The 12,724-nt window shown below is 40.5% G+C and carries 12 protein-coding genes; 8 read left to right on the forward strand and 4 right to left on the reverse strand.

Annotated elements, in window-relative coordinates:
• Positions 1 to 235: 235 nt before the first annotated feature.
• From BKK52_RS05695 to BKK52_RS05705, 3 genes are read right to left on the reverse strand one after another with little or no spacing between them, the layout of a single operon-like run.
• Complete coding sequence (locus BKK52_RS05695) at positions 236 to 982, reverse strand: DUF3800 domain-containing protein (RefSeq protein WP_077473751.1); 747 nt, start codon at positions 980 to 982, stop codon at positions 236 to 238.
• Position 983: 1 nt separating this feature from the next.
• Positions 984 to 4,172: a type I restriction endonuclease subunit R gene (locus BKK52_RS05700; RefSeq protein WP_165688454.1), complete on the reverse strand. Its 3,189-nt coding sequence runs from the start codon at positions 4,170 to 4,172 to the stop codon at positions 984 to 986.
• A gap of 8 nt (positions 4,173 to 4,180) precedes the next feature.
• Entirely contained in the window at positions 4,181 to 4,753 is a 573-nt protein-coding gene (locus BKK52_RS05705; protein ID WP_077473749.1) for a restriction endonuclease subunit S, read from the reverse strand.
• Positions 4,754 to 4,950: 197 nt separating this feature from the next.
• Here BKK52_RS05705 and hslV point away from each other — a divergent pair, with 197 nt between their 5' ends.
• Positions 4,951 to 5,478 carry an ATP-dependent protease subunit HslV gene (hslV, locus tag BKK52_RS05710; RefSeq protein WP_077473748.1) on the forward strand — a complete coding sequence of 176 codons (528 nt, stop codon included), beginning with the start codon at positions 4,951 to 4,953 and terminating at the stop codon, positions 5,476 to 5,478.
• 10 nt (positions 5,479 to 5,488) lie between these two features.
• On the forward strand, positions 5,489 to 6,823 hold the full coding sequence (hslU, locus tag BKK52_RS05715) for an HslU--HslV peptidase ATPase subunit (protein ID WP_077473747.1): 1,335 nt from the start codon (positions 5,489 to 5,491) through the stop codon (positions 6,821 to 6,823).
• Positions 6,824 to 6,869: 46 nt separating this feature from the next.
• Here the strand turns inward: hslU and ypfJ are convergent, their stop codons facing one another.
• Positions 6,870 to 7,700, reverse strand: a complete 831-nt coding sequence (gene ypfJ, locus BKK52_RS05720) for a KPN_02809 family neutral zinc metallopeptidase (protein ID WP_077473746.1) — start codon at positions 7,698 to 7,700, stop codon at positions 6,870 to 6,872.
• A 172-nt stretch (positions 7,701 to 7,872) separates the two neighbouring features.
• Between ypfJ and lysM the strand changes: the two genes are divergently transcribed.
• From lysM to BKK52_RS05750, 6 genes are all read left to right on the forward strand, one after another.
• Complete coding sequence (gene lysM, locus BKK52_RS05725) at positions 7,873 to 8,313, forward strand: peptidoglycan-binding protein LysM (protein ID WP_077427054.1); 441 nt, start codon at positions 7,873 to 7,875, stop codon at positions 8,311 to 8,313.
• A gap of 216 nt (positions 8,314 to 8,529) precedes the next feature.
• Positions 8,530 to 9,828 (forward strand): trigger factor, encoded by a 1,299-nt coding sequence (tig, locus tag BKK52_RS05730; protein ID WP_077478203.1) that lies wholly within the window; start codon positions 8,530 to 8,532, stop codon positions 9,826 to 9,828.
• 110 nt (positions 9,829 to 9,938) lie between these two features.
• Positions 9,939 to 10,520, forward strand: a complete 582-nt coding sequence (gene clpP, locus BKK52_RS05735; protein ID WP_077419631.1) for an ATP-dependent Clp endopeptidase proteolytic subunit ClpP — start codon at positions 9,939 to 9,941, stop codon at positions 10,518 to 10,520.
• A 9-nt stretch (positions 10,521 to 10,529) separates the two neighbouring features.
• On the forward strand, positions 10,530 to 11,780 hold the full coding sequence (gene clpX, locus BKK52_RS05740; protein ID WP_077419630.1) for an ATP-dependent protease ATP-binding subunit ClpX: 1,251 nt from the start codon (positions 10,530 to 10,532) through the stop codon (positions 11,778 to 11,780).
• A 141-nt stretch (positions 11,781 to 11,921) separates the two neighbouring features.
• Positions 11,922 to 12,335 carry a preprotein translocase subunit SecE gene (secE, locus tag BKK52_RS05745; RefSeq protein ID WP_077419629.1) on the forward strand — a complete coding sequence of 138 codons (414 nt, stop codon included), beginning with the start codon at positions 11,922 to 11,924 and terminating at the stop codon, positions 12,333 to 12,335.
• Between the two features lies 1 nt (position 12,336).
• Positions 12,337 to 12,724, forward strand: a 388-nt coding sequence (locus BKK52_RS05750; protein ID WP_077478205.1) for a transcription termination/antitermination NusG family protein, incomplete at its 3' end; no start/stop codon positions are given.

Below are 12,724 nucleotides of genomic sequence, written 5' to 3' on the forward strand. Positions count from 1 at the left end.
ATACTCGCTGTTCCCAAGCGTCAGTAAATTCAGGGAAACGTAATTTTGGTACAAGTCTTTTTTCGTTATTCATTTTGTTTTTCCTTAAATAAGGTTAACAGTGCGGTTGGTTTTCAGCTAATTTTCTTTTCCGGTTTTAACGGTTAAAAATCCATGTTATACTTTCGCACAAGTGGATTGGGGGTGCCTGGTCGGCGTCATAGCCTTGGTGAGTTTCATCGAGGCTTTTCGCTTTTTAGGCTTCGGGAAAATGTTTTAACCCTCTCTGATCGAATCCTTCTCCTACTTTTTTACGCCCACCCTCGCAATAAAATTTCTCTTTTAATAAATCGAATGCTTGATTTGGTTGTTCAGGATGCAAAATATGTTGCCCGATTGGTCTTGCGACTAAATCGGCTAGTTGTAATCCTGTTGAGTTTGTGGTTTTTGCGATGATCTTGATTGAAAAAGGTAAATTCTTCTTGAATTTATTTTCACCATCACAAATGCGACGAAATTCAATTTCCAGCTCTTTATCTTCTTTTTTGCCACGGCTTTCCACGGCAACAAAGGTCAGTTTTTCTTCTTGCTCTTTTTCTCTTACAAACTCATATAGAGTTTCTAAACAATGTGTCAGTGAAAAGTGATAAGGGTGAATTTCTTTTTGCTTTTCAATGACACAAGCAGCAAGAACAAAATTATTTTGATCAATAATATCGGATAATCTCTGAAGAAAATCATCTTTGTCTTCTTTTGACGTAAATATATTAAAGTCGCCTAACTCTTTTCTGATTTCTCGCTCGTGTAAAATTGCTAAATCATGACCAAAATAATCAAACTTTAGTTTCTGGATTGCGGGGACAATTTTAGTTCTATAATGTTCTTTGTAGAAAATACAAAATGCGAGAACAAAAACAGGATAGTGTTCGTCAATAGAGGTCAAGCTGTGATCTCCGCTTTCATCAACATAAACAATAAAATCGCTAAAATCTTGTCTTGGCATATTATTCCCCCACAAAGTCATCCGCAAGTTCGTAAATGGCATTACGCAACTGATTGCGATATTTCATCTTTGTCAGTTTTTTCACGTCATTATTTTGTGCCAGTTCAGGGTAAGTAATGCTAGCTTGTTTGATTAAATCCGTGAGCTGATCGTTATCATCCAAGTCTTTTTGTTGAAATTGGTGTTTCGCAAAAAGTTGACGAAGTTGGGCGTTCGTTAGAATTTCCGTTAATCCCCATTGGAGGCGAAAATCCAAAAATTGTTGATCTTGGCTTGCGTGATTCGCCTGTTCAACAATAGAAACACCATCTTGTTTAAACGCATCTTTTAATTTGAAAAAGCCTTTGATGATCGCTTTTGCGGCACCGCTAATTCGGCTTGCAAAACTACGGTCTTCCAAGCCATTAGCAAATTTTTCCAATTCTTTCTGAGTCTCTTTGGCTTTTTCTGTTTCTCCCGCTTCGATCTGTTTGAGTAAGGTGGTGATTAGTTCTGTTAAATAATCGTAGTTAATTTCAACATCTTTCACGTGGGTCATTTGTAGCTCAATTTGCATCACTGGAACATTTCGTTTTTTTGCCAAATGCAGTTTGAGTTCGTTGGTCAATGTGTTGGTGAGCATACTTTCTTCTTCACCAGTCATACCGAGTTCGTAAATGAGTTTGTCCGGGTTGTCATAATCAAAGCCGATGATTTCACCATTTTCATCTTCCGTGGAATACTGCTTGATTTTAGCGATATTGGCAGTATAGATGCGTAATTGTTCCAACATTTCCCATTTTTTCGCTTCAGATGGCGGCAATTGGCTGAAGTTATCTGTTATTTCACGCAACTCTTCCACAACACGTTTTGTGTCTTTGAGCAATTCTTCGTATTTAGGTGCAGTAATATTGTCCTTAACATTCGTAATTTTTCGTTCTTCATCAGATAATTTGGCGGAATCTTTGTTGGCATAAATGGACAATGCCTCGTTCATTAACTTTTCATTATGAGCCGGCCAGCGGTAATTGATAATGCGTCCCCAAGGTTTTTCTCGCATATCCGCCACTCGATTGGTTCTGGAATAAGCTTGAATAAGCCCTGCACCTTTTAAAGTGCGGTCAACATAGAGCGTATTTAATTCAGGGGCATCAAAGCCTGTGAGCAGCTGATCCACCACAATCACGAGATCTAAATATTGTTTGTCTGCCGCAGTACGATTTAAACGGCTGGTGACATCTTGAGTATAGGCAGACACCTCTGACATCGTGAAATTCGTACCAAATTCCTTGTTATAGTGTTGAATCGCTTCAAATAACCCCTGGTTGGTTTCCAACATGGTGTCGTTATTGCTTGTATTTTGACTGAAGGTGACGGCAACTTTAAGCAAAAACTCGCCATTTTCCGACCGCACTTTATTAACACGTTGGAATTCTCGAAAATACATCATCGCCATAGGCGTGCTGGCTTTGCCACCACCAACGTGGGTGGTGAGCAAGGCATTATATCGACCACAATGGCGTTTGTTGTCCCAATTTGAACGGTTTTTCCAGTGTTTGAAAATATCGGCGACAACCAATTTTACGTGTTCTTCATTTTCATCATAGAAACTCGGTTCAATGCTGTCGTCCATATCTTGTTGGGTTAGGTTGGCAATTTTTGATGCAATTTGTTCTTCGCTCCAATTTGGATATTTACGGCGATAGAATTTCGGAAGGTGATCTTCTTTCATGCTTTTTTCACTAATTGTGGTTTCGAAATCCACTTTAAAACCCAACACATTACGATCGGCAATCGCCTCTCGAATAGTATAGGCGTGCAACAGTTCACCGAAAATATCTTCAGTTCGTAAACCTTTCGTGGTTTCATCAAACATGGGTGTGCCGGTATAACCAATCCACGCAGAATGTTTGAAGGCTTTTTGAATGGCGTTAAAATTTTCGCTACCGGTAGAGCGGTGGGCCTCGTCCACAATAAAGACAATATTTTTCTCTGGCGCTTTGAAAGAGGCGCGTTTAACCAAGGTATCCAGTTTTTGCACGGAGGTAATAATAATTTGGCTACCTTTACTGTGCAATTTGCGGTTTAAATCCGTGGTGTTGTTGGTATCAAGTACCGTCCCCAAACTATCTTCGGTCGCATCAGGATCATAAGCGCGATAATTCTCGTTCGTTTGGGTGGTTAAGGCAATGCGATCCACCAAAAACACCACTTTATCCACTTTCGGCGAACGACTTGCCAGCCAAGCGGTTTTAAAACTCGTAATGGTCTTGCCTGACCCGGTGGTGTGCCAAATGTAACCGAGTTTATTTAATGCTTGATCAAAATCCGCCCGCTTTAATTTATCCATCACACGACGTGTGGCATAAACCTGATAGGGGCGCATCACTTTTAAGGCTTGTTTATTCGGTGTGCCGTCTAAAATCATATAGTTAGTCGCCATTTGATGCGCCATTGGAATGCTCAGCATAGAATCGGCAAACTCTTTCCATTTATAAACAGGTTTGTTGTCCGATTGGCGTTGCCAGTTGAAGGCAAAATCTTTATTAAAGCGATCCGCCGTGGTATTTGCCATATATTTCACGTTATTGGGAGTAATGGCGATCAAAATTTGGAGCGTGGAAAAAATATCGCTGTATTGATTTTCGGCAATATATTGATGCATTTGATTTAAGGCTTCATTGATATCGCGTGTTTCTTTTTTTTCTTCAATTTGAATAATCGGCAAGCCATTAATTAATAATGTGGTATCAAAACAACGGTTTTCTTTGCCGGCGATCACTGCCGGACGTTTAATTTGATTCACAATTTGATACACCGTATCGCCTGCACCAATCTGTTTTTGGTCAAATACCGTTAAAAAAACATGGCGATCATCATCCAAATCAATTTCAATTTGTGATATGCCGTTTGTACCATAAAGAAATTGCCCGGCGGCATAAGGCGTGGATAAATTGGAAATCGTTCGTTTAACCTGTGCAAATTCCACCGCACTTAAAGGACGATCTAAGGTTTTTTGATTGAGTTTTTCTAAAATTTGTTTGAAATTTTCCCATAACTGTTCGGTTGTTTTAATATTCGGCTCATATTGCCAAAGTTTAGTACGAACGATATAGTCTGCTGTGGGCTCAGATATCTCATTTTCGGGTGTTGTGATTGTGCCGGTACAAAGATATTCAATTAAGGTTTTTTCAAATTTTAATTCAGACATTTTATTTGTCATCTTGCACTCGCTTTTTCTAATTGTTTTAAGACCAGTAATTTTTCTAAATGCGCAACTCGTTGTTTAAGATGCGCTAATTTTTGCTGTTTAAAGTAAATATCTCCTATAAGATGTTGCTTTGATAAGGGAGGTAATTTAGGCAATTTGAGTGATTTAAGCTGTTTTGTCGTATATTTCAGCACTTGAGAGCCTTGCAAACCACTGGATAATTGTTTGTGAATGGAACGATTTTCATTTAATAAATAAATCAGATAACTGCTGTTAATTTTTGCGTTTGGTACTAATTTGACATAATTTTGCGTGTATAAAAAATGATGATGTAATTTACTGATTTGAACGGCTTTTCCTGAAATTAAACTGAAAACAATATCGCCGCTAGAGAGTAAGCTACTAATCCGATCAAAAGTCCTTATTTCTTTAGATGAAACCGGAGCATCCGATAAGCACAAATCTTGCTCGAGGTGGGCTTGGGAGTAATAGCGATAAACAGGTGCATTTGTATCGGCGGTCTCGGTTATACGGAACTGAGCCTGACCGCTATGAAGTTCTACAATATCACTTAATAACATATAAATGTGCCTTCTTTAAATTACATGATGCGAATTATAAACTGAATTTTTATGATTACAAGTTATTTTTTTGTAATTTTTAAAAATTACAATTTTTATTATTTGTCTACAAGAAGTAAATAATCAATTCATAGACTTGAATTTTCCAAACCCTACCGCCATATAACGGGCAAGTTTTTTCAAAGAAGGACAAAAGAATGACAACAATCGTCAGTGTGCGCCGTAACGGGCAAGTGGTGGTTGGGGGAGACGGGCAGATTTCCCTCGGCAATACGGTGATGAAAGGTAATGCGAGAAAAGTGCGCCGTTTATATCATGGCAAGGTATTAGCCGGTTTTGCTGGTGGCACGGCGGATGCTTTCACGTTATTTGAATTGTTTGAGCGTAAATTGGAAATGCATCAAGGGCATTTGCTCAAAAGTGCGGTGGAATTGGCGAAAGATTGGCGAACGGATCGAGCATTGCGTAAATTAGAAGCCATGCTGATTGTAGCGGATGAAAAAGAAAGCCTGATCATCACGGGAATTGGCGATGTAGTGCAACCGGAGGAAGATCAAATTTTAGCCATTGGTTCAGGGGGAAATTATGCTCTCTCTGCCGCCCGTGCTTTAGTGGAAAACACTGATCTTTCCGCCCGTGAAATTGTGGAAAAATCATTACAAATTGCCGGTGATATTTGTGTGTTCACCAACACGAATTTCACTATTGAAGAATTACCGAATTAAGGAAAAGATTATGTCTGAAATGACTCCACGCGAAATTGTTTCTGAATTAGATCAACATATTATTGGGCAAGCTGATGCGAAAAGAGCGGTTGCGATTGCACTGAGAAATCGTTGGCGCCGTATGCAACTTCAAGAGCCACTACGCCACGAGGTTACCCCCAAAAATATCCTGATGATTGGGCCAACCGGTGTAGGTAAAACAGAAATTGCCCGCCGTTTGGCAAAATTAGCCAATGCTCCTTTCATTAAAGTGGAGGCAACTAAATTTACCGAGGTGGGTTATGTGGGCAAAGAGGTGGATTCCATCATTCGTGATTTAACGGATAGTGCAATGAAATTGGTTCGCCAACAAGAAATTGCTAAAAATCGTGCTAAGGCGGAAGATGCGGCGGAAGAACGTATTCTGGACGCGTTGTTACCACCGGCTAAAAACCAATGGGGTGAGGTAGAAAACCACGATAGCAACAGTAGTACACGCCAAGCCTTCCGTAAAAAATTGCGTGAAGGTCAGTTAGATGACAAAGAAATTGAAATTGATGTTTCCGCCGGTGTTTCTATGGGGGTGGAAATTATGGCACCACCGGGTATGGAAGAAATGACAAGCCAACTTCAATCTATGTTTCAAAATCTCGGTAGTGATAAAACTAAAAAGCGCAAAATGAAAATCAAAGAGGCATTAAAAACCTTGATTGATGATGAAGCGGCAAAATTGATTAACCCGGAAGAGTTGAAACAAAAAGCCATTGAGGCGGTGGAACAAAACGGCATCGTATTTATTGATGAGATTGATAAAATCTGCAAAAAAGGGGAATACAGCGGTGCCGATGTTTCCCGTGAAGGGGTGCAACGTGATTTACTTCCGTTAGTGGAAGGCTCAACAGTGAGCACCAAACACGGTATGGTGAAAACCGATCATATTTTATTTATCGCATCCGGTGCATTCCAAGTGGCACGTCCTTCCGATTTAATCCCTGAATTACAAGGTCGTTTGCCGATTCGTGTGGAACTTTCTGCCCTAAGTGCGGCTGATTTTGAGCGAATTTTAACTGAGCCTAATGCTTCTTTAACCGAGCAATATAAAGCCTTAATGGCGACTGAAGGGGTGAATATTGAATTTACTCCAGATGCGGTGAAGAAAATTGCCGAAGCGGCATTTCGTGTCAATGAAAAAACGGAAAATATTGGTGCACGCCGCTTGCATACGGTAATGGAGCGTTTGATGGATAAAATCTCTTTTAATGCCAGCGATATGAACGGTCAAACCGTCAATATTGATGAAGCCTATGTGGCAGATGCACTGGGTGAGGTGGTAGAAAATGAAGATTTGAGCCGTTTTATTCTTTAATTTCATTATTAAACGAAAAGGTCTGGCATTTGCCAGACCTTTCTTTTTAGTTAAACGTATCGCATTGGCTTGGGTTGCCTGTTTGCAATCCTTTTCTAAACCACGCTAAACGCTGGGTGGAAGTGCCGTGAGTGAAACTATCCGGCACTACATAGCCTTGTCCACGTTTTTGTAGGCGATCATCCCCTACTGCTTCCGCCGCATTAAAAGCCTTTTCTTCATCTCCCCGCTCAAATAGACCGCTTTTCACGGCTTGATTGGCCCATACGCCGGCAAAACAGTCGGCTTGTAATTCCAGTTTGACGGAAAGTTGGTTGGCGGTTTTACGATCGGTAGTTTGTTGTGCACGGTGAACTTGCCCTAATACACCGAGTAAATTTTGTACATGGTGTCCCACCTCGTGGGCAATCACATAAGCAAAAGCAGAATCCCCCGCTGCACCTAATTTATTTTTCATATCATTATAGAAAGAGAGATCGAGGTAAACTTTGCGATCATTTGGACAATAGAAAGGCCCCATTGCCGATTGTCCTGTGCCACAGGCTGTCGAGGTTGCACCGTTATAAAGCACTATAACCGGCTCTTGATATTGGTATCCCATTTGTTTGAAATAGCTTCCCCAAACAGCTTCTGTATCCGCCAACACAACTTTTGATAAACCGGCAAGTTGTTGCTCTTCTTGGCTTTCCAACCGTTGGGAGGATTGACCTGAAAAGTCAGGTGTACCGACTAATCCGGACAAATCAACACCATAATAAGCACCCACTAGTAAAATAATGAAACCTAAAATTCCCGTGCCTTTGCCGCCGCCAAAATTGCCACCGGAACCCCGTCTATCCTCAATATTTGAACTTTCTCTTCTGCCCTGCCAACGCATAATTTCCTCTTTTATTTATCCTTAAAAAATGTCCGCATTCTATCAAAGTGCGGTCATCTTTAAAGCTTTTTTGCAAAAAGATTTACAGTAATTTACATTGTATTTTCTAGACATTCCCACTGCTTTTCAGTATGGTAGCAGGCGAATTTCATCACTAAAAAAGGAATAAAAAATGGGATTATTTGATTTTGTTGGCGATATTGGCAAAAAACTTTTTTCTAAAGAAGAAGATGCCTCAAAAGCCGTAACACAACACATTGCAGAAGATAATCCGGGCGTAGAAAATCTTTCTGTCACCGTTGAAAATGGGGTCGCTAATATTCAAGGTGTGGCGTCTACCGCCGCTGCATTGGAAAAAGCCGTATTAATGGCAGGTAATATCCAAGGTATTAGTGCAGTAACAAGTGATGCTACCATCAGCAATGGTGAAACACTCGCCTCTGATGAGACTTTCTATGTGATTCAAAAAGGCGATACCCTTTGGAAAATCGCAGAAAAAGCCTATGGCAATGGTGCAAAATACACCGCTATTGTGGAAGCGAATAAAGAAGTCATCAAAGATGCGGATAAAATTTTCCCGGGACAGAAAATCCGCTTACCTAAAGGGCTATAAGAATTTAAAAGTGCGGTTATTTTTCATCGCACTTTTTTTGTGTCTAAAATTTTGTTGATAAAATAGCCAAAATAAGTAGGATTTTGTTTGATTTATCGACTTCCTATCGACTGACTCCTTTTATTTCGCTATAATCCGCCAGTTTTTATCACTATTATTTTTTAATAACGTGTTCGGTGTAAGTTTAACCGAGTGCAAAATTAATTGAGGTTACAAATGTCATTAAATATTGAAACAACCCAAGGTTTAGAGCGCCGTGTGGCTATCACTGTTCCTGCAGAAGCGGTTGAAAAAGCAACGCGTGAAGAATTTAAACGTGCGGCGAAAAACGTGCGAGTGGACGGTTTCCGTAAAGGGAAAGTGCCGGCACATATTATTGAACAACGTTTCGGTGCATCAATTCGCCAAGATGTATTAAATGATTTATTACCACGTCATTTCTTTGATGCGGTGATTGCAGAGAAAATCAATATCGCAGGTCGCCCTACTTTTGCGATCGAAACCTTTGAGCAAGGCAAAGATTTAGTTTTCAATGCCACTTTTGAAGTGTATCCGGAAGTACAATTACAAGGCTTAGAAAACATCAAAGTAGAAAAACCAACCGTTGAAATCACAGATGCGGACATTGATAAGATGATCGATGTATTGCGTAAACAACAAGCCACTTGGACAGAAACCCAAGAAGCTGCGAAAGCCGATGATCGTGTGACCATTGATTTTGTGGGTTCTGTTGATGGTGAAGAATTTGAAGGCGGCAAAGCCTCCGATTTCGTCTTATTTATGGGACAAGGTCGTATGATCCCGGGCTTTGAAGAGGGTATCGTAGGCCATAAAGCCGGTGAGCAATTTGATATTGATGTCACCTTCCCGGCTGAATATCATGCAGAAAACTTAAAAGGCAAAGCCGCCAAATTTGCCATTACGTTGAAAAAAGTGGAAAACATGGTATTGCCTGAATTAACCGATGAGTTTGTGGCTAAATTCGGCCCGAACACAAAAACTGTTGAAGATTTACGTGCAGAAATCCGTAAAAATATGGCGCGTGAATTGAAAAATGCCTTGGTTTCCCGTGTGAAACAACAGGTTATCAATGGTTTGATCGAACAAAACCCAATTGAGGTACCTTCTTCTGCGGTGGAAGAAGAAATTAATGTGTTACGCAACCAAGCGGCACAACGTTTCGGTGGTAATGCACAACAGGCAGCACAATTGCCGCGTGAATTATTTGAAGCCGATGCAAAACGCCGTGTTCAAGTGGGTTTATTATTCTCTGAAGTGATCAAATCCAACGAATTGAAAGCCGATGATGAACGTGTGAAAACCATGATTGCAGACATCGCTTCTGCTTACGAACAACCGGCTGAAGTGGTGGAATATTACAGCAAAAATGAAGAATTAATGAACAACATTCGCAATGTTGTGTTAGAAGAACAAGCCGTTGATGCCGTTCTTGCGAAAGCACAAGTGACCGAAAAAGCCTCTTCATTCGATGAAATTATGAATCCACAAGCTTAATTTTCGTTGATTAAAAGTGCGGTCGTTATTTTCCATAAAAACGACCGCATTTTTATTTGTAGTGGTTTCAGGTAAAATACCGAGAATTTTTATACATAATAGGTGAGAAAATGGCTTTAGTTCCTATGGTCGTAGAACAAACTTCGCGTGGTGAACGTTCTTACGATATTTATTCCCGTTTATTAAAAGAGCGTGTGATTTTTTTAACCGGTGAAGTTGAAGATCGCATGGCAAATTTAATTGTTGCCCAATTACTTTTTTTAGAATCGGAAGATCCAACGAAAGATATTAATATTTATATTAACTCCCCGGGCGGGTCGGTGACTGCCGGTATGGCTATTTATGATACGATGCAATTCATTAAACCGGATGTGCGCACCCTGTGTATCGGGCAAGCCTGTTCTATGGGCGCTTTTTTATTGGCGGGTGGCACCGCAGGTAAACGTGCTGCATTACCTCATTCGCGGGTGATGATCCATCAACCTTTAGGGGGATTCCGTGGTCAAGCATCAGATATCCAAATTCATGCACAAGAAATTTTGAAAATTAAGCACACCTTAAATGATCGCTTAGCATTCCATACCGGGCAAAGCCTTGAACGCATCGAAAAGGATACGGATCGTGATAATTTCATGTCTGCCGAAGAAGCCAAAGCCTATGGCTTAGTCGATGAGGTGTTGATTAAACGTTAAGGACTCAAGATGACAACAGATAATAAAGATTTGCATTGCTCTTTTTGTGGTAAAGAAAAAAGTGAAGTTGATAAATTAATTGCCGGCACAGAAGGCTATATCTGCAACGAATGTATTGAGCTTTGCCACAGCATGTTGGAAGAAAATCACGAAGCAGATAATGAAGATGAGGTCGAAAGTGCGGTTGAAAATGAGGCGAAATTACCCACTCCTCATGAAATTCGAGCCCATTTAGATGATTATGTGATAGGTCAGGACTATGCTAAAAAAGTCCTTTCTGTAGCGGTGTATAATCACTATAAACGCTTGCGTACCAATCATAACAATCATGAGGTTGAATTGGGCAAAAGTAATATTTTACTGATTGGCCCGACAGGAAGCGGTAAAACCCTCCTGGCCCAAACCTTGGCACGCCAACTCAATGTGCCTTTTGCTATGGCAGATGCGACGACATTGACCGAAGCAGGCTATGTGGGTGAAGATGTGGAAAATGTTCTCCAAAAACTGCTACAAAATTGTGACTACGATACGGAAAAAGCTGAACAAGGCATCATTTATATTGATGAAATTGACAAAATTAGTCGCAAATCGGAAGGAGCTTCCATCACCCGTGATGTTTCCGGTGAAGGCGTACAACAAGCCTTATTAAAATTAATTGAAGGCACTATCGCCTCAGTCCCGCCACAAGGCGGACGTAAGCACCCTCAGCAAGAAATGTTAAAACTGGATACCTCAAAAATTTTATTTATTTGCGGCGGGGCATTTGCCGGCTTAGATAAAATTATTTCCAAACGTACTCAAACAGCGACAAGCATTGGTTTTGATGCCAAAGTGGAAAAAGAGACGGAAGATCAATCCTTGTCTGAATTATTCCGTCAAGTCGAACCGGATGATTTAATGAAATTTGGGCTTATTCCGGAATTTATCGGGCGCTTACCGATGATTGCGCCGTTAAGCGAACTGGATGAAGAGGCATTAGTACAAATTCTTACCCAACCTAAAAATGCGTTAACGAAACAATATCAAGCATTGTTTAGTTTGGAAAACGTTGAATTGGAATTTACCCCGGAAGCATTAAAAGCGATGGCGAAAAAAGCCCTTGAACGGAAAACCGGTGCCCGTGGCTTGCGTTCTATTGTTGAGGCATTGTTGCTGGATACCATGTATGACTTGCCATCCATTGAAAATCTAGAAAAAGTGGTGGTGGATGAAAATGCCGTGACTGAAAATCAAGCACCGAAATTGGTTTATCATCCTTAGTATTTGTTTCAAGAAAGTGCGGTTGGTTTATTCATTGTTTTTTATGTTCCTTATTTTTCAATAGGCAATCTAAAAAGAAAATGCTACAATCGCACGCTCTTAAATTCACCCTTAACTCCTCCTTTTTAAACGGATTCAATTATGGCAACTGAAATTGTTGATAAAAAGAAAAAAACAGAAGAGCCGCTGGAAGATAAATCAAAAGGTTTAAACTCATTGCTTTGGATCTTAGTGGTTGTTTTCTTTGCTGCCGCAGCGATTGGTAATATTTATTTCCAAAAAATGTATTCCGCACCGGTTCGTGTGATTGGTATGGCGATTATGCTTGTGTTGGCATTCGTTTTTGCTGCGATCACGAATCAAGGTACAAAAGCACGTAATTTCTTTAAAGAAGCGAAAAATGAAGCACGCAAAGTGGTGTGGCCGACCCGTTCCGAAACTCGTCAAACAACGTTAATTGTAATGGGCGTAACTGTGGTGGCTTCATTATTTTTCTGGGCGACAGATTCTATCGTTGTATCAATTATTAACTTCTTAACCGACTTGAGATTCTAAAATGACGGAAGAAACAACAATATCAAAAAAACGTTGGTATGTTCTACAGGCGTTTTCCGGCTTTGAAAGCCGTGTTGCATTAACCTTGCGTGAATATATTAAACAGCATCAAATGGAAGACCAATTTGGTGAGGTGTTAGTGCCTACCGAAGAGGTTGTAGAAAATGTGGCGGGCAAGCGTCGTAAAAGCGAGCGTAAATTCTTTCCGGGCTATGTGCTCGTTGAAATGGAAATGAATGATGATACTTGGCATTTAGTGAAAAGCGTACCACGTGTGATGGGATTTATCGGGGGAACGCCGGATAAACCGGCACCGATTTCTAAACGTGAGGCTGATACGATTTTAAATCGTTTAGAACAAACAGCAGATAAACCTCGTCATCGTAACG

The sequence above is a fragment of the Rodentibacter trehalosifermentans genome (genome assembly GCF_002000545.1).
GTDB classification, from domain to species: Bacteria; Pseudomonadota; Gammaproteobacteria; order Enterobacterales; family Pasteurellaceae; genus Rodentibacter; species Rodentibacter trehalosifermentans.